We start from the raw sequence: 16,148 nt of genomic DNA, 5'->3' as shown, positions 1-16,148 counted from the left end.
GGGGGGGGGGGGGAGCCGGTCCGCAGCGGCTCGACGAATGTCGGCGGCGCCTTCGACCTTCTCGCCGAGGAGACCGCCGCCCGCAGCACCTATGCCGGCATCGTCCGCCTCGTCGAAGAGGCGACCCGGTCGCAGGCGCCGATGACCCGCCTTGCCGACCGCTATGCGCTCGGATTCATGCTGGCGACGCTGGTCCTCGCCGGTGTCGCCTGGTGGCTTTCCGGCGATCCCGTCCGGGCCGTTGCCGTGCTGGTCGTCGCCACCCCCTGTCCGCTGATCCTCGCCGTCCCCGTCGCCATCGTCGCCGGCATCTCCCGGGCGGCGCGGATCGGCGTCCTCGTCAAGGGGGGAGGCGCCCTGGAAACCCTCGGCCGGATCGACACGCTGGTCATCGACAAGACCGGGACGCTGACCCACGGCATCGCCGAGGTCTCCGAGATCGTTCTGGCGCCGGGCTGGGACGGGGCGGAGGTGCTGCGCCTGGCGGCCAGCCTCGACCAGGTGTCGCAGCATGGGATGGCGAGAGCCATCGTGACGGCTGCTCAGGCGGGTGGCCTGGCCCTCGAACTTCCCCGGGAGGGCCGCGAGACCGCCGGTGAGGGCGTCGAGGGGATGATCGGGCACCGCCGCGTTCGCGTCGGCGGGAAGGCCTTCGTCGCGGCGGCGCTTCCGGCAGGCGAGGCGGGCAAGTTGCGTGCGGCGGTGGCTCCCGGCGCAGTCTCCGTGGCCGTGTCCGTCGATGGCCACTTCGCCGGCCTGATCCTCTTGCGGGATGGGCTTCGCGGCGATGTTGGCGAGACCCTGGCCCGGATGCGCAAGCTCGGCGTCCGGCGGATCGTGCTTGCGACGGGCGATCGGGACGACGTCGCGCGCGCGCTCGCGCAGCATGTCGATCTGGATGCGATCGCCGCCGATCTCGCGCCGGGAGACAAGATCGACCTGGTGCGCCGGGAGAAGGCGCATGGAGTCGTGATGATGGTCGGCGACGGGGTCAACGACGCGCCGGCCCTCGTCGAGGCGGATCTCGGCATCGCCATGGGGGCGAGGGGAACGGCCGCGGCCGCCGAAGCCGCCGACGGCATCCTGCTCCGCGACCGGCTGGACGGGCTTGCGGACGCCATGACGATCGCCCGGCGTTCGCGCAGGATCGCGCTCCAGAGCGTCGCGGCGGGCATCGGCCTGTCCGGCGCCGGGATGCTGCTTGCCGCCGCGGGGCTGCTGCCGCCGGTCCAGGGGGCGCTGGTGCAGGAGGTGATCGACGTCGCGGTCATCCTCAACGCGCTGCGCGCCCTGAGGGCGGAGCCACACGGCACCGGCAAGGTGGCGCCCTGAAGCCGCCCGGCACCGGGATCGGACCGGCGCCAAGGCGTCGACGCTCAATCGCGGCGCGGGGTTCATACGCCGGCCGGCTCCTTCGAGCACCGGCCGGGGACGCGCTGCTGCACTGCAATACATTCAAAAAATTATATCCTTGCATTTATTTCGATCTCGGCTAGGCTGATCGTCATCGGCAACGTCCGATGCGCCGGCGACGGCACGGGAGGAAAACCTGGCTATGAACCGCATTTGCAAGCGAAGCGTCGTCCTGGTCGCTCTGTTCGCGGCGGCGCCGGCCGCGGCCGAAACCGCGCCGGGCGCGGTGGCCGTCGACGACATGGCGGTGGCGCAACCGATCTCCGAGGCGGGCGGAGACCCTGTCGCCGGTCGCAAGGTCTTCGCCGATCGCGGCCTCGGCAACTGCCTCGCCTGCCACGTCAATGCCGACCTGAAGAGCGAGCTCTTCCAGGGCACGGTCGGGCCGGCCCTCGATGGTGTCGGCGACCGCTGGGAGGCGGCACAGCTTCGCGCCATCGTCGTGAATGCCAAGACGGTGTTCGGGCCGGAAACGATGATGCCGGGCTTTTACTCGCTCGATGTCGGCGTCGACGTCGCCGAGGAGTTCAAGGACAAGACGATCCTGAGCGCCAAGGACGTCGAGGACGTCGTCGCTTATCTGACCACGCTGAAGGGCGAATGAGGAGAAAACCCAGATGATGACGCGGCGTAGACTTCTGGCGGGAACGGCCTCCCTGACGGCGATGGCCGGCGTGGCGATGCTGGCGCGGCCGGCCTGGGCGACGGTGGAGGCGGCCGATGCGGCAATCGGCGCCTTCACCGGCGGCAAGACGCCGGAGCCGGGCAGGATCACCCTGACCGCGCCGGAGATCGCGGAGAACGGCAATTCGGTTCCGGTGACGGTCGAGGTCGACAGCCCGATGACCGAGGGGGACTATGTCGCCTCCGTGACGATCCTGGCCGAGGGCAACCCCAATCCGGAGGTCGCAACCTTCCATTTCACGCCGCTGAGCGGAACCGCCGCGGCGACGACGCGCATCCGCCTCGCCAAGACCCAGAACGTCATCGCGGTCGCCAGGATGAGCGACGGCTCGACCTTTTCGGACCGCAAGGAAGTCAAGGTGACGATCGGCGGCTGCGGCGGCTGAGACTTGGCCTCGAAACGCTTGACGATCCAGCGGCCCGCCCAATGCGGAGCGGGCCGCGAAACGGGAGGAAACCTCGAAAATGGCAACGCCCAAGCCTCGCGTGAAAGTGCCGAAAAAAGCTTCGGCCGGCGAGATCATCACGATCAAGACGCTGATCAGTCACGACATGGAATCCGGCCAGCGCAAGGACAAGGACGGCAACCTCGTCCCGCGGCAGATCATCAACAAATTCACCTGCGAGTTCAACGGTACGAAGGTCTTCGAGTGCGACCTCGATCCGGCGGTGGCGGCCAATCCCTATTTCGAGTTCAACGCCAAGGTGCCGGAAAGCGGAACCTTCAAATTCACCTGGGTGGACGACGACGGCTCGACCTACACCGACGAGCAGACGATCACCGTGAACTGATGGCCGGCCGCGGAGGCGGCTGGCACTGCGCCCGCGGACCTGTCGTGCGTCTCGACGCTTCGGCGGTCGCGACATGACGACGGCTCCGTCATTCTTGGGAGGGAAAGGCGTGAAGAACAGAACACTTGCAGCGCTGGCTGTGGTCTTGCTCCTCGCCGGTCCGACGACGGCGCTTGCCGATCCGGTGAGCGAGGCGCTGGAGATCGACGGCGAGGCGATCGTCACCGAGGCGCCGGCGCCGAAGGAGCCGCCGGGCCACCCGTTCGACGTCGTGAAGTCCGGCTGGCTCTACCGCGAACCGGATACGAGGGCGATGGAAGCCGACAGCTTCGAGAACCCCGGCATGCTCAATGTCGAGCACGGCGAGGTGGTCTGGAACACCGTCGCGGGCGAGGCCGGCAAGTCCTGCGCCTCCTGCCACGGCGATGCGGCGGAATCGATGCAGGGCGTCGGCGCCAGCTATCCGAAATGGAACGCCAAGGCCGGCAAGCCCTTCGACATCGAACTCCAGATCAATGCCTGCCGCACCGCGCAGATGAAGGCCGAGCCCTACAAGTTCGACGCGCAGGACCAGGTAGACCTGACAGCCTACATCAAGCACCAGTCGCTGGGGATTCCGGTGAAGATCGACCTTTCGGCCGGCGACATGATGAGTTGGTGGCAGAAGGGCAAGGATCGCTACTATCTGCGCACCGGCCAGCTGAACTTCGCCTGCGCCTCCTGCCACGAAGCCAATAGCGGCCGGTATCTGCGGGCCGATCATCTCAGCCAGGGCAACTCGAACGGATTTCCGACCTACCGGCTGAAGCAGGGCAATCTGGTCTCGCTGCACAACCGTTTTCGCGGCTGCGTGCGCGATACGCGGGCCGAACCGCCCAAGGCCTTCTCGGACGAGCTGATGGCGCTCGAGGTCTATGTCGCCTGGCGCGGCGAGGGTCTGTCCGTCGAGACGCCGGCTGTGCGCCAGTAGGGCGCATCGACGAGGCTCCGCGGGTTTCGGCGCAGCGGGGCGAACATCACGAAATGCCTGCAACCGGCCATCGACCACCGGGCGTGAAGCTCGACGCCGCTTCGCCGGAGGATGGCCAGAGACGGACGTTGAACATGGTTTCGAGACGGGAATTCCTGGCGGCGACCGCCGCCCTCGCATCGATCACCGGCTCCGGCCTCGTCGGGCGGTGGTCGCGGGCGGCGGCCCAACAGAGGATGAGCGAGGACGACCTCCTCGGCGCGCCGAGCTTCGGCAATCTGACGCTGCTCCACGTCACCGACATCCACGCCCAGCTGAAGCCGGTCTATTTCCGCGAGCCGGCGGTCAATATCGGCATCGGCGCGGTGGCGGGACTGCCGCCGCATCTCAGCGGCGCCGACTTCCTGAAGCTCTATCGGCTCGAACCCGGCTCGCCGGAAGCCTACGCGCTGACCTGCGAGGATTATGCCGCCCTCGCCGAGCGCTACGGCAAGATGGGCGGGCTCGACCGCATCGCGACGATCGTGAAACGGGCGCGGGCCGAGCGCGGCGAGGAGAACGTCATCCTCCTCGATGGCGGCGACACCTGGCAGGGCAGCTTCACGGCGAACGCGACGAATGGCGCCGACATGATCGCCTGCATGAACCTGTTGAAGCCGGACGCCATGACCGGCCACTGGGAATTCACCTACGGCGCCGACCGGGTGAGCGAAGCCAAGGACGCATTGGCGTTTCCCTTCCTCGGCTCCAACATCTTCGACACCGAATGGAACGAGCCGGCCTTCGAGGCCTGGAAGATGTTCGAGCGGGGCGGCGCCAAGGTCGCGGTGATCGGCCAGGCCTTCCCCTATACGCCGATCGCCAACCCCCGCTGGCTGATCCCCGGCTGGTCCTTCGGCATCCGCGAGGAGGAGGTGGCCAAGCATGTCGAGGCGGCGAAGGCGGCGGGCGCGGACGTCGTCATCCTCCTCTCCCACAACGGCTTCGACGTCGACCGCGCGATGGCCTCGCGGGTGCCCGGCATCGACGTGATCCTGACGGGCCACACCCACGACGCGCTGCCCGAGCCGGTCAAGGTCGGCAAGACGGTGCTGATCGCATCCGGTTCGAACGGCAAGTTCGTCAGCCGGCTCGATCTCGACATCGGCAAGGGCGAATTGAAGGACCTGCGCTACCGGCTGATCCCGGTGTTTTCGGACGTGATCCCGCCGGACGGCGAAATGGCCGCCAAGATCGACGAGGTCCGTGCGCCATACGCCGACCAGCTCGGGGCGGTGCTCGGCAGGACCGAGGGGCTGCTCTACCGGCGCGGCAATTTCAACGGCACCTGGGACGACCTGATCTGCGATGCGCTTCTGTCGGAGCGCGACGCCGAGATCGCCCTGTCGCCGGGCTTCCGCTGGGGCACCTCGCTGCCGGCCGGACGCGACATCACGGTGGAGGATCTCCACAATGCCTGCGCCATGTCCTATCCGGCGGCCTACCGCACGACGATGTCCGGCGCGATGCTGAAGACCGTGCTCGAAGACGTCGCCGACAATCTCTTCAATGCCGATCCCTATTATCAGCAGGGCGGCGACATGGTGCGCGTCGGCGGCATGGGCTTTGCCATCGACCCGGCCCAGACGATGGGCTCGCGCATCTCCGACATGGTCGTCCTGAAGACCGAGACGCCCGTCGAGGCGGCGCGGGACTATGTCGTCGCCGGCTGGGCCTCGGTGAACGAGGGCACCGAGGGCCCGCCGATCTGGGACGTGGTGAGCGACCATCTGAAGGCGAACCCGGTCTACACGCCGAGCGAGAACCGCAGCGTGAAGCTGAAGTCGTGAAGGCGGCAGGAGCGTAGCATCGTATCGAAGAGGGTGATGATCCATGGGCAGTAGATCGACGCCGGGCCAAGGCGGCGCCTCGCGCCGGGCCTTCCTGAAATCGACGCTGGCGCTCGGCGGGGCGGGCCTTGCGGCAGCCGCCGGAGCGAGGCCGGCGGCTGCCGAGGGCGACCCCAGGATCACCGAGATCCAGGACTGGAACCGCTATCTCGGACCGGGCGTCGATGCGGCGCCCTATGGTGTGCCCTCGGCGTTCGAAAAGGACGTCGTGCGCCGCGCCGTGCCCTGGCTGACGGCGGATGCGACGAGTTCGGTCAATTTCACGCCGCTGCACGCCCTCGACGGTATCATCACCCCGAGCGGCCTGTGTTTTGAGCGCCATCACGGCGGCGTCGCCGAGATCCCGCCGCAGGATCATCGGCTGATGATCAACGGCCTCGTCGACGAGCCGATGGTCTTCACCATGGAGGACCTTTATCGCTTTCCGCGGGAAAACCGAGTCTACTTTCTCGAATGCGCGGCAAACAGCGGCATGGAGTGGCGCGGGGCGCAGCTCAATGGCTGCCAGTATACCCACGGCATGATCCATTGCGTGATGTATACCGGCACGCCGCTGAGGAACCTCCTGAACGAGGCCGGGCTGAAATCCTCGGGCAAGTGGCTTCTGGCGGAGGGGGCCGACGCTTCGGCCATGACCCGCTCGATCCCGATCGAGAAGGCCCTCGACGACTGCCTCGTCGCCTGGAAGATGAACGGCGAGGCGCTGCGCCCCGAACAGGGCTATCCGGTTCGCCTCGTCGTTCCCGGCTGGGAGGGCAACATGTGGGTGAAATGGCTGCGCCGGCTGGAAGTCGGCGACGCGCCCTGGGAACAGCGCGAGGAGACGTCGAAATACACCGACCTCCTCGCCGACGGCAAGGCGCGCAAGTTTACCTTCGAAATGGAGGTGAAGTCCGTCATCACCGCACCGAGCCCCCAGGCGCCTGTCGCCCACGGCAAGGGCCGGACGGTGGTCACCGGCCTCGCCTGGTCCGGCAACGGCAGGATCCGCCGTGTCGACGTCTCGCTCGACGGCGGCCGCAACTGGCACGCCGCGCGGATCGACCCGCAGTCCTTCCCGAAGGCGGTGCACCGCTTCTACTACGATTTCGACTGGGACGGCTCGGAGCTTCTGCTGCAGTCGCGGGCGATGGACGAGAAGGGCTTCGTCCAGCCGACGAAGGATGCGCTGCGAAAGGCGCGCGGCGCCAATTCGATCTACCACAACAACGCCATCCAGACCTGGTATCTGAAGACGGACGGAGCGCTCGAAAATGTCGAAGTTTCGTAAGCTCGCCTTCCTGGCCGGCCTCTTCGGGGCGACGCTGGCGGCTCATGCGCAAGATACGGCGAAGAAGGCCGAGGCAGCCGAAGGCCGTGTGACCAACGCGGCCCTGTCCACCGATGCGGGCGCCGGCGGCCGTCTCGGCCTCGGCCGCGCGGCGACGCCGGAGGAAGTCGCCGCCTGGGACATCGACGTTCGGCCCGACGGCCAGGGCCTGCCCGTCGGCAAGGGGACCGTGTCGGACGGCGAGACCATCTTCGCCGAACAGTGCGCCTCCTGCCACGGCGACTTCGGCGAGGGGCGGGACCGCTGGCCGCAGCTCGCCGGCGGCTTCGACACCCTGACCCGCGACCGGCCGGTGAAGACCGTCGGCTCCTATTGGCCGTATCTCTCGACCGTTTACGACTACGTCCACCGGGCGATGCCCTTCGGCAATGCCCGTTCGCTGTCGAACGACGACGTCTACGCGCTGACGGCTTACGTGCTCTATCTCAACGACATCGAGACCGACGAGGACTTCGAGCTTTCCGACGCGAATTTCACTTCGGTGACCATGCCGAATGCCGGCGCGTTCGTCCCCGACGACCGGGCGGAGGAACAGCACTACAAGGACGACGCGGATCCCTGCATGGCGGATTGCAAGCCGGGACCGGTGACGATCACCATGCACGCGCAGGTGCTGGACGTGACGCCGGAGGGCGGCGGCGACGAGAGCGGCCCCGCTGGCGGCAGCGTCGACTGAGCCGGTGGCCGGCGGAGGCGGCAGGCTTGCCGGGCGCAGGTTCGGGCTGCCCGAGACTCGGGAGGATGAGATGGGCATGAACATTGGCGCGGCTGCAGGCTTGGCCTGCCGAAGCGCGCCGCCGCCGCCGAGACTTGTTCCGAACCAGGCAGGGAATCATCAGGCGAAGACCACCCGTGCTTCGCGATGGCGGGCTTTCCGCGTCCGTCTGGTCGGCGCGGCGATGGCCGTCCTCGTCGGGCTCGCCGGCCCGGCGCATGCGCAGGCGTCCGGCGAGGCGAGCGGCGAGGAGGACCTCGGCTTCGTCGATCACAAGCTCGCCCTGCAGGTCTCCGATCGCGACGAGGCGGCGATGCGCGCAGCGCTCGACATCGCCGCCAACGTCTCCCGCGACTATTCGGAAAAAGCCGAAGGCGTCGCCATCGAGATCGTCGTCTACGGGCCGGGCCTCGACATGTTGCGGCCCGACCGCTCGCCGGTGCTGGAGCGTCTCGAGGCCTTCAGCCAGAGCATGCCCAACGTCCGTTTCGCCGCCTGCGGCAACACCCTCGACACGCTGGAAACGAAGGAGGGTCGGCGCCCGGCCATCGTTCCCTATGCCCGTGTCGTGCAGGCCGGCGTCGCCGAACTCATCCGGCTGCACGAAGACGGCTATGCCATCGTCAAGCCCTGAGGCGGCGCGTGTTGCGGCCGTCAAAACCGGCGTCCGCCGTCAGCCGTTCTTTGCCCGCGTGTCCTTGATCGCCTGCCTGAAGTCCTGCATCGACGGCACGCCGGGGAACACGACGGTGCCGACGATATAGGCCGGTGTGCCGAGGAATCCGAAAGCCTCGGCCTGGGCCGAATTGCGCGCAATCAGCGCGTCGATCCGGCGCTTCTCGCGCTGGTGAGCCCGCTTCAGCGCGGCGACGTCGAAACCGGCCGCCTTCAGGCGGGCGTCGATCATCTGATCGCTCAGCCGCCCCTCGGTGCGCATCAAGGCGTCGAGCGCCTGCGGGCGATGCTCGCCGGCCGCCAGGGTGAGGTCCGTGGCATATTCCGAGGCCGGCCCGAAGATCGGCCAGTCCTTCATCACCATGCGGATCCGGCCGTCCTCCGCGACGATCTTCTGGATATCCGGATAGGCCTTCTTGCAGTAGGGGCACTGGTAGTCGAACCATTCGACGATGGTGAGGTCGCCCTCGGGATTGCCGAGAAGCGGCGCCTCGGGATCGTAGAGCACGGCCTCCTTCGACATCGGATCGGGCGCGGCGAGGGCGGGCCCCGCGACGAGCGCCGCGCCGCCGGCGAGCGCTGCGCCGCTTGCAAGCGACGCGGTCAGAAAGGTCCTGCGATCGAGCTTCAACGTCATGACGTCGGTTCTCCGTTGGGGGTTCCTGCGGTGGATCGGTCCATGTCGACGACGACGATCTTGCTGCCGTCGGGGACGCGGCGGTTGAGGTCGATGACGTCCTGGTTCAGCATGCGGATGCAGCCGGACGAGACCGCCTGGCCGATCGACCATTCCTGGTTGGTGCCGTGGATGCGGAACAGCGTGTCGCGGCCGTCCTTGAAGAGATAGAGGGCGCGCGCGCCGAGCGGGTTGTCGATGCCGCCCTCCATGCCGTGGCGCAGCTCGCCGCCGTATTTGTCCGGCTCGCGCTCGATCATGCCGGGCGTTGGGGTCCAGCGCGGCCAGGCCGCCTTGCGGGCGATCGTGCCGGTGCCGGTGAATTCCAGCCCCGCCTTGCCGACGCCGACGCCGTATCGCATCGCCTTGCCGTTCTCCATCACGAGGTAGAGAAAGCGGGCATGCGGGTCGACGACGAGGGTGCCGGGGGTCTCGTCGGTCCGGTAGTCGACGATCTGGCGGATGTTGCGCGGCTCGATCTTCTGCGGGTCGACGGCGGGAATCCGCCAGCCCTGATCCTCCTCGGCGCCGTACATCCGGGCGATGCGCGGATCCGGCTGCGGCTGCGGTTGCTGATAGGCAAGCGTCCGGCTCGGCGGCTGCGTCGTCGAGCAGCCGGCGGCGGCGAGCCCCAGCGCGATCAGGCCGGCGGCCCGCAAGGTCTTCGATGTCATGAGTTGTTCTCTGCTGATTGAAGAAATGGCGGTCAGGCCGATGCGCCCGCAGCCCTGACGACGACCTGCGCCCCCGGCGCGACCCGGCGCTCGAGGTCGACGACGTCCTGGTTGAACATGCGGATGCAGCCCGACGAGACGGAGTTGCCGATGGAGGACGGGTCGTTGGTGCCGTGGATGCGGTAATAGGTGTCGCGGCCGCCCCGGTAGAGGTAGAGGGCGCGGGCGCCGAGCGGGTTGCCGACGCCGCCCGCAAGGCCGCCGGCATAGGGGCCGAACCGCTCCGGCTCGCGTCGCAGCATGTTGGCGGTCGGCGTCCAGCCGGGCCAGTCGGCCTTGCGGGCCACCGTCGCCCGGCCGGTGAAGGCGAAGCCCGCCTTGCCGACGCCGACGCGGTAGCGCATCGCCTTGCCGCCCTCAAGGACGAGATAGAGCGCATGCGACAAAGGCTCGACGATGATGGTGCCCGGCGCCTCGGGGCCGAAATAGGCGACTTCCCGGCGGGTCATGTCCTTGCCGAGATATCGGTCCGGGATCGCCGGCACCCTGTGCCCGTCCTCCTCGAAGCCGGCGTAGCGCGCATCGAGCGGGCCGGGCGTCACGTAGCCGAGCGCGGTGCGGCCATGGCCTGCGACCGTCGAGCAGCCGGCGAGCGCGAGGGCCATGACGGAAAGGGCAGCGACCGTCGGGACGCGGGTGTGGGACATCTCATTGGCTTTCATTCTTGAAGGGCATCGATCGCGGCATTCAGCGCCTCGGGGGAGATCTCGCCGAAATGCATGTTCTGGAGAATGCCCCGTCGATCGAGGAACAGGGTGACCGGGAAGCCCTGGACGCCGTAGTGGCGGGCCAGCGCCATCTCCTGGTCGAGCGCCACGTGGTCGGCCGCAAGGCCGGCGGTGCCGAGGAAACGGGTGATGGCGCCGGCACCTTCGCCTTGATTGGCGAGGACGAAGGCGATGTCGGTGCGCTCCTTCGCCGTCTGCATCAGCGTCGGCATCTCGCGCCGGCAGGGCGGGCACCAGGTCGCCCAGAGATTGACGACGACCGGGCGTCCCTCGAAGTCGGCGAGCTGAACCTCGGACCCTTGGAGCGTCGTCATCGTCGCGGGCGGGGCGGCGATGGCCGTCGTCGTCGCGACCAGCTGGAAGGTGACGTTCCAGACGATCAGTGCCGCGGCGAGTGCGGCGAGGGAGCCGATGCGGGTGTGCGTCTCGCGTAGCCGGAAGAAGCTGTAGACCACCACCGCGAGGAGACCTGCGGGGAGCGAGAAGCCGCCCTGCCAGATCATCGGAATGCGCCAGGGATCGGCGGCAAAGCCCGGCAGATGCAGAAGGACATGGCCGATCCGCGCCGCGACGACGCCGACGACGAGCGCCGCCATCGACCAGCCGCCGATCCGCGCGTCGAGCCGGGCCGAGAGGATCGCCGAGATTGCCAGGAAGACGACGATGGCGATCACCGCGGCGAGGCGCTCGCCGGCAAAGACCAGCGGGCCGAGGGTGAGGGCGGTCATGATGAGCCTCCGGCGCGATCGGCGGATTGGGTGAACTGCCGCGGTGACACATCGCCGATCAGCCGTGAGCCGGGCGCTTCCCGGCCGTTCCGGTCGACGAACAGCATGGTCGGCGGACCAGCGACGCCGAGCTCGCGCATCAGGCCATCGCGGCCCTGGTCGGCATCGGTGACGTCGACTTCCAGAAGCTGCATTCCGGCCATGCGCGCCCGGACATCGGGATCGGGAAAGACGTCGCGCTTGATGACGTCGCAGGAAACGCACCAGTCGGCGGTGACGTAGATCAGCGACGGGCGATCGGTGTCCTTCAGGCGGTTCGCGACCTCGGCGGCGCTCGCCACCGGGCGAAACTGCGGCGAAGCCTCGAGAGCGACCTTGGCCGAGGCGATCTGCGCCAGCGGGCGCAGCGGGTCGCTGCCGCCCGCGGCCGCTCCCACCGCCAGGATCGCGCCGTAGAGGATGGCGAGGAGGCCGGTGGCCTTTGCCAGCCGGCGACGCGGGCCGCTGTCGGGCGACAGCGAGTCGAGCGCGCCGATGAAGACGCCGACCCCGATCAGCAGCGCCGACCAGAGGAACAGCGTCGCGGCATCGGGCAGGATGCGGGAGGCCATCCACAGGGCGAGCGCCAGAAAGACGAAGCCGAAGCCCTGCGTGACTCGGGTCATCCAGGCGCCCGGCTTGGGCAGGGCTCGCGCCCCGAGCGTGCCGAAGACGATCAGCGGCACGCCCTGGCCGAGACCGAGGGCGAACAGCGCCCCGGCGCCGAGGCCGAGGTCGCCGGTCCGGGCGATGTAGAGGAGGCCGCCGGCGAGCGGCGCGGTCATGCAGGGGCCGACGATCAGCGCCGAGGTGAAGCCGAGCCCGGCGCTGGCGGCAAGGCTGCCGCGGCGGGGCGCCGGCAGGCCGGCCACCGCGTTCGTCCAGGCGGCGGGCAGGCGCAGTTCGAACAGGCCGAACATCGACAGGGCCAGACCGACGAACAGCGCGGAGACGAGGAGGATCGCCGCCTCCGACTGCAGCGCCATCTGCAGGTTCTGCCCCGACCAGGCGGCGGCGACGCCGACGATGGCGAAGGCGGCGGCCATGGCGAGAACATAGGTCGCCGACAGGACGAAGCCGCGGGCCATGGAGGGCCGCTCGCCGCTGCGGGTGAGCTGGCCCGCGAGGATCGGATACATCGGCAGCACGCATGGCGTGAAGGCGAGGCCGAGCCCGAGCGCGAAGAAGACCCCGACCGCCCAGAGACTGCCACCCTCGCCGAGCAGCCCGTCGACGAGGTTGGTGGAGGATGCGAGGGTGACGCCGGCCGAATCCGAAGGTTCCGGCTGGGATGGGGCCGGCAGATTGCTGACGGTGCGCAGATCGCCGGTGGCGGCAGGATCGGAGGCGGCGCCGGGGATCGGCGACGATGCTGCGGATCCGCCGCTCGCGTTCGCCGACGGGGCCTGCGCCCATGGGCTGGACCGATCGGATGGGCGGGACGCCTCTGCCAGACGGCCGAGGGCCGCCGCCGCTCCGCCCTCTGCCGGAGGCGCGCCGAACGCGGCAAGGTCCGCCGGATCGACGTCGCGGATGCTCGGCCGGTAGCAGATGCCGCCGTCCTGGCAGCCCTGATAGGTGAGCGACAGCGTCTCGCCCTTCGGCAGGGCCCGGAGCGTCTCTGCGGAGACGGTCGCCGTCGCCGCCTGATGATAGACTTCGAGACGGCCGAAATACGGATCGTCCTTCGCCTCTCCCTCCGGCGTCCCGATCGGAACGGACCGGCCATCGGCGGCTTCGAGCGTGATCCGGTCGCGGTAGAGATAATAGCCGTCGGCGATCCGCCAGTTCAGCGTGAGATCGCCGGAGGACGTCGCATGGGCGGACAACGCGAAAGCGTCGTCGACGTCCAGCGGCTGGCCGGGCTCGGCCATCGCCGCCTGCGGCAGCGCCATCAGCACCATTGCGATGAGAGTTCGCCTGAAAAGCGACATTTCGGCCCCCTGACGTGTCGTCGAGCCGCCGGATCGCCTTATGAGCTTAAGGCAGGCTTAAGCCGGGCGGGCGAGGCGAAGCGGGAACGAAGATGTGAGGCGGACGAATGCGCATCCTGATCGTCGAAGACGACGAGATCCTGGGCGACGGGCTGAAGGTGGGGCTGGCGATGAACGGCTTCACGCCGGACCTTGCCGTTTCGGTCGCCGAAGCCGACGCGGCGCTGCTCGCCGGCGGCTTCTCGGCCCTGGCCCTGGATGTCATGCTGCCCGACGGCAGCGGCCATGATCTCCTGCGCATCATGCGCCGGCGCGGCGACGCGACGCCCGTCCTGATGCTGACGGCGCTCGACAGCGTCGCCGACCGGATCCAGGGCCTCGACGGCGGCGCCGACGATCATCTCGGCAAGCCCTTCGACCTCGACGAACTGGCGGCGCGGCTCAGGGCGCTGGTGCGGCGCGGCGCCGGGCGGCTGACGGCGCATCTGGAGTTCGCCGGGGTGACCCTCGATCCCGCCCGCATGGAGGCGGTGGTGGCCGATCGGGCGGTGGGCCTGTCGCGCCGGGAGTTCACCATCCTCCACGCCCTGATGGAGCATCCGGGCGCGATCCTGTCGCGGGCCCAGCTCGAAGAGCGGCTCTATGGGTTCCAGGAGGGCGTCGAGAGCAACGCGGTGGAGGTGCATGTCCATCATCTGCGGGCGAAGTTCGGGAGCCGCTTCATCGAGACGGTGCGCGGCGTCGGCTACCGGCTGCGGGAGGGCTGAGCCATGCGATCGATGCGCGCCCGGCTGTTCCTCATCCTGATCGCCGCCACCGGCCTCGTCTGGCTGTCGGCGACCGCCTGGGTCTATCTGAGCACCCGTGCCGAGGTGGAGCACGTGCTCGACGCCCGGCTGATGGAGGCGGCGCGGATGGTCGCCTCGCTGATCGAGAGCCAGGAAATCGACACCACCGTCGCCTCGCTCGATCCGGAGGTCATGCCGGACCGCCGGCACAGCCCCTATGAACGCCAGCTGTCCTGCCAGATCTGGTCGCTGACCGGCACGTTGATCGGCAAGTCCGACGGTGCCCCCGCCGAGCGCCTCTCCGACCAGCCGGACGGCTTTGCCGAACGCAGCATCGACGGCGAGATGTGGCGGGTCTACGCCATCCGTGACGAGGCACGCGGCGTCCAGGTGCTCGTCGGCGACAATCTCGACATCCGGGCGCGACTGGTGCGCGACATGGTGAAGGGCCTCGCCTTGCCGATGGCGCTGGTCATGCCGGCGCTGGCGGTGATCCTGTGGTTCGGCGTCGGGCGTGGCCTGAGGCCGCTGTCGCAGCTGGCGACCGGCCTCGAGCATCGGGCCGCCGAAGACCTCCACGCCTTGCCGCAGACCGAGACGGCGTCGGAGATCCGCCCCGTCGTCACGGCGCTGAACGGCCTCTTCGGACGGGTGGCCGAGGCCCGCGAGCGCGAGCGCCAGTTTCTCTCCTATGCCGCCCACGAACTGCGCACGCCCTTGAGCGGCCTGAAGACCCAGGCCGAGATCGCGCTGAAGGCCGATCGTCCCGAGACGCGGACCCTCGCCCTGAACCAGATCGTCACGGCGGTGGAGCGGACGGCGCGGCTGGTGCGCCAACTCCTCGCCATGGCGGAAGCCGAGGCGGTGCCGGCTGCACACGTCGAGCCGCTGCGCCTGTCCGAGGTGGCGCGGGAGGCGGTTGCCGGCCAGGAGGCACGGCTGGCGGCCAAGGGCGGCACGCTTCGCCTCGATCCGTCGCTCGACGGAATCGCGATCGAGGCCAACGGAACGCTGCTTGCGCTGGCTTTGCGCAATCTCGTCGAGAACGCGGTCAATCATTCGCCGTCGGACGGAACGGTGCGCCTGTCGTGGACGGGGAGAGCCATTGCCGTCGAGGACGAAGGCCCCGGCATGCCGGACGAGGAGATCGAGCGCGCGACGAATCGCTTCTTCCGCGGCAGCAACCGGACGCCGATCGGCAGCGGCCTCGGCCTTGCCATCGTCGAGATCTGCGCCGAAAAGCTCGGCGGACGGCTGATCCTCGCATGCAGCAAGCCGGCGGGCTTGCGGGCGGAATTGCAGCTGGTCGGGCTTTCGGGAGGACGTGCCTCTTTACGGCCCGACGAGGGTTCAACCGGGAAGGAACGTGACGATGCGGTGGGATGAGCGCTACGCCGGAGAGGACTATCTGTTCGGAACCGAGCCGAACGCCTTCCTGAAAAGCCAGGCGCATCGGCTGAAAAGGGGGGAAAGGGCGCTGGCGGTGGCGGATGGCGAGGGGCGCAACGGCGTCTTCCTCGCCGAACGCGGGCTCGCCGTGACGTCGATCGACGCTTCAAAGCGCGGCATCGCCAAGGCTCGGAAGCTTGCGGCCGAGCGCGGGGTGACGCTGGATGCGAAGCTGGCGGACGTCGCCGGCTGGGCGTGGCCAGAGGCCGAATTCGACGTCGTCGTCGCGATCTTCATCCAGTTCGCCGATCCGGCCCTGCGCGATCTCCTGTTCGATCGGATGAAGGCGGCGCTGCAGCCCGGCGGACTTCTGATCCTTGAGGGCTACCGGCCGGAGCAGGTCGACTACGGCACCGGCGGGCCGCCGCAGCGCGAGAACATGTACACGCGCCCGATGCTGGAGAAGGCCTTCGCCGGCTTCGAGATTCTGCATCTCGAAGAGCATGATTCGGAGATCCACGAGGGCAGTGGCCATGGCGGCCGCTCGGCGCTGATCGATCTCGTGGCACGCCGCCCCGGCGAATGAGGCTTCGGGCCGCTCGGGCGAGGGCGGTCCGGCGCTGCTTCAGGATGGTGACGACCGTCATGCCGACCGGCATGGCCG

Annotated in this window: 17 protein-coding genes; 12 read left to right on the top strand and 5 right to left on the bottom strand. The window is 68.8% G+C overall.

The genetic code is table 11. The annotated features are described in order from the left end of the window. The 9 genes from ATO4_RS02575 to ATO4_RS02535 all read left to right on the top strand — a co-directional run. Nucleotides 1-1,332: heavy metal translocating P-type ATPase (locus tag ATO4_RS02575; protein WP_083589790.1), on the top strand; the 1,332-nt coding region annotated here is incomplete at its 5' end. Between the two features lie 223 nt (nucleotides 1,333-1,555). Then, nucleotides 1,556-2,017 (top strand): sulfur oxidation c-type cytochrome SoxX, encoded by a 462-nt coding sequence (soxX, locus tag ATO4_RS02570; protein WP_083589789.1) that lies wholly within the window; start codon nucleotides 1,556-1,558, stop codon nucleotides 2,015-2,017. 13 nt (nucleotides 2,018-2,030) lie between these two features. Further along, nucleotides 2,031-2,483 (top strand): thiosulfate oxidation carrier protein SoxY, encoded by a 453-nt coding sequence (soxY, locus tag ATO4_RS02565; protein WP_083589788.1) that lies wholly within the window; start codon nucleotides 2,031-2,033, stop codon nucleotides 2,481-2,483. A gap of 79 nt (nucleotides 2,484-2,562) precedes the next feature. After that, a complete protein-coding gene (gene soxZ, locus ATO4_RS02560) occupies nucleotides 2,563-2,889 on the top strand; it encodes a thiosulfate oxidation carrier complex protein SoxZ (protein ID WP_083589787.1) in 327 nt (108 codons plus the stop codon). A 109-nt stretch (nucleotides 2,890-2,998) separates the two neighbouring features. Next, nucleotides 2,999-3,859, top strand: coding sequence for a sulfur oxidation c-type cytochrome SoxA (gene soxA, locus ATO4_RS02555; RefSeq protein ID WP_245308517.1), 861 nt, complete (start codon nucleotides 2,999-3,001; stop codon nucleotides 3,857-3,859). A gap of 134 nt (nucleotides 3,860-3,993) precedes the next feature. Then, nucleotides 3,994-5,688, top strand: coding sequence for a thiosulfohydrolase SoxB (gene soxB / locus ATO4_RS02550; RefSeq protein ID WP_083589860.1), 1,695 nt, complete (start codon nucleotides 3,994-3,996; stop codon nucleotides 5,686-5,688). Between the two features lie 43 nt (nucleotides 5,689-5,731). Then, nucleotides 5,732-7,018: a sulfite dehydrogenase gene (gene soxC / locus ATO4_RS02545; RefSeq protein WP_083589785.1), complete on the top strand. Its 1,287-nt coding sequence runs from the start codon at nucleotides 5,732-5,734 to the stop codon at nucleotides 7,016-7,018. Then, nucleotides 7,002-7,754 (top strand): cytochrome c, encoded by a 753-nt coding sequence (locus ATO4_RS02540; protein WP_083589784.1) that lies wholly within the window; start codon nucleotides 7,002-7,004, stop codon nucleotides 7,752-7,754. The genes soxC and ATO4_RS02540 overlap by 17 nt, the downstream gene beginning before the upstream one ends. Before the next feature lie 223 nt (nucleotides 7,755-7,977). After that, the gene (locus tag ATO4_RS02535; RefSeq protein ID WP_083589859.1) at nucleotides 7,978-8,427 is read left to right on the top strand and encodes a DsrE family protein; all 450 of its coding nucleotides are present in this window, start codon (nucleotides 7,978-7,980) and stop codon (nucleotides 8,425-8,427) included. A 39-nt stretch (nucleotides 8,428-8,466) separates the two neighbouring features. Here the strand turns inward: ATO4_RS02535 and ATO4_RS02530 are convergent, their stop codons facing one another. Genes ATO4_RS02530 through dsbD form a run of 5 tightly spaced genes read right to left on the bottom strand, consistent with a single transcriptional unit; the run spans nucleotide 8,467 to nucleotide 13,307 of the window. After that, nucleotides 8,467-9,105: a DsbA family protein gene (locus tag ATO4_RS02530; protein WP_083589783.1), complete on the bottom strand. Its 639-nt coding sequence runs from the start codon at nucleotides 9,103-9,105 to the stop codon at nucleotides 8,467-8,469. Then, nucleotides 9,102-9,818, bottom strand: a complete 717-nt coding sequence (locus ATO4_RS02525) for a L,D-transpeptidase (protein WP_083589782.1) — start codon at nucleotides 9,816-9,818, stop codon at nucleotides 9,102-9,104. The genes ATO4_RS02530 and ATO4_RS02525 overlap by 4 nt, the downstream gene beginning before the upstream one ends. A gap of 32 nt (nucleotides 9,819-9,850) precedes the next feature. Further along, nucleotides 9,851-10,525 carry a L,D-transpeptidase gene (locus tag ATO4_RS02520; protein ID WP_083589858.1) on the bottom strand — a complete coding sequence of 225 codons (675 nt, stop codon included), beginning with the start codon at nucleotides 10,523-10,525 and terminating at the stop codon, nucleotides 9,851-9,853. An 11-nt stretch (nucleotides 10,526-10,536) separates the two neighbouring features. Then, a complete protein-coding gene (locus ATO4_RS02515) occupies nucleotides 10,537-11,334 on the bottom strand; it encodes a TlpA disulfide reductase family protein (RefSeq protein ID WP_083589781.1) in 798 nt (265 codons plus the stop codon). Next, the gene (gene dsbD, locus ATO4_RS02510; protein ID WP_083589780.1) at nucleotides 11,331-13,307 is read right to left on the bottom strand and encodes a protein-disulfide reductase DsbD; all 1,977 of its coding nucleotides are present in this window, start codon (nucleotides 13,305-13,307) and stop codon (nucleotides 11,331-11,333) included. The genes ATO4_RS02515 and dsbD overlap by 4 nt, the downstream gene beginning before the upstream one ends. Nucleotides 13,308-13,414: 107 nt before the next feature. Here dsbD and ATO4_RS02505 point away from each other — a divergent pair, with 107 nt between their 5' ends. From ATO4_RS02505 to ATO4_RS02495, 3 genes are read left to right on the top strand one after another with little or no spacing between them, the layout of a single operon-like run. Next, entirely contained in the window at nucleotides 13,415-14,074 is a 660-nt protein-coding gene (locus ATO4_RS02505) for a response regulator transcription factor (RefSeq protein WP_083589779.1), read from the top strand. A gap of 3 nt (nucleotides 14,075-14,077) precedes the next feature. Continuing rightward, the gene (locus tag ATO4_RS02500) at nucleotides 14,078-15,481 is read left to right on the top strand and encodes an ATP-binding protein (RefSeq protein WP_083589778.1); all 1,404 of its coding nucleotides are present in this window, start codon (nucleotides 14,078-14,080) and stop codon (nucleotides 15,479-15,481) included. Beyond that, on the top strand, nucleotides 15,468-16,070 hold the full coding sequence (locus ATO4_RS02495) for a class I SAM-dependent methyltransferase (protein WP_083589777.1): 603 nt from the start codon (nucleotides 15,468-15,470) through the stop codon (nucleotides 16,068-16,070). The genes ATO4_RS02500 and ATO4_RS02495 overlap by 14 nt, the downstream gene beginning before the upstream one ends. Nucleotides 16,071-16,148: the final 78 nt, after the last annotated feature.

The organism is Aurantimonas sp. 22II-16-19i, from assembly GCF_002088275.1.
Taxonomy (GTDB): Bacteria; Pseudomonadota; Alphaproteobacteria; order Rhizobiales; family Rhizobiaceae; genus Jiella.
The sequence above is the reverse complement of the archived record's forward strand: the minus strand, read 5'-3'. Positions and strand labels throughout refer to the sequence as shown.

Coding starts and splice junctions, on each gene's coding strand:
- soxX (WP_083589789.1), top strand. CDS start 1,556: ATGAACCGCATTTGCAAGCGAAGCGTCGTCCTGGTCGCTCTGTTCGCG.
- soxY (WP_083589788.1), top strand. CDS start 2,031: ATGATGACGCGGCGTAGACTTCTGGCGGGAACGGCCTCCCTGACGGCG.
- soxZ (WP_083589787.1), top strand. CDS start 2,563: ATGGCAACGCCCAAGCCTCGCGTGAAAGTGCCGAAAAAAGCTTCGGCC.
- soxB (WP_083589860.1), top strand. CDS start 3,994: ATGGTTTCGAGACGGGAATTCCTGGCGGCGACCGCCGCCCTCGCATCG.
- soxC (WP_083589785.1), top strand. CDS start 5,732: ATGGGCAGTAGATCGACGCCGGGCCAAGGCGGCGCCTCGCGCCGGGCC.
- ATO4_RS02540 (WP_083589784.1), top strand. CDS start 7,002: ATGTCGAAGTTTCGTAAGCTCGCCTTCCTGGCCGGCCTCTTCGGGGCG.
- ATO4_RS02535 (WP_083589859.1), top strand. CDS start 7,978: ATGGCCGTCCTCGTCGGGCTCGCCGGCCCGGCGCATGCGCAGGCGTCC.
- ATO4_RS02530 (WP_083589783.1), bottom strand. CDS start 9,105: ATGACGTTGAAGCTCGATCGCAGGACCTTTCTGACCGCGTCGCTTGCA.
- ATO4_RS02525 (WP_083589782.1), bottom strand. CDS start 9,818: ATGACATCGAAGACCTTGCGGGCCGCCGGCCTGATCGCGCTGGGGCTC.
- ATO4_RS02520 (WP_083589858.1), bottom strand. CDS start 10,525: ATGTCCCACACCCGCGTCCCGACGGTCGCTGCCCTTTCCGTCATGGCC.
- ATO4_RS02515 (WP_083589781.1), bottom strand. CDS start 11,334: ATGACCGCCCTCACCCTCGGCCCGCTGGTCTTTGCCGGCGAGCGCCTC.
- dsbD (WP_083589780.1), bottom strand. CDS start 13,307: ATGTCGCTTTTCAGGCGAACTCTCATCGCAATGGTGCTGATGGCGCTG.
- ATO4_RS02505 (WP_083589779.1), top strand. CDS start 13,415: ATGCGCATCCTGATCGTCGAAGACGACGAGATCCTGGGCGACGGGCTG.
- ATO4_RS02500 (WP_083589778.1), top strand. CDS start 14,078: ATGCGATCGATGCGCGCCCGGCTGTTCCTCATCCTGATCGCCGCCACC.
- ATO4_RS02495 (WP_083589777.1), top strand. CDS start 15,468: ATGCGGTGGGATGAGCGCTACGCCGGAGAGGACTATCTGTTCGGAACC.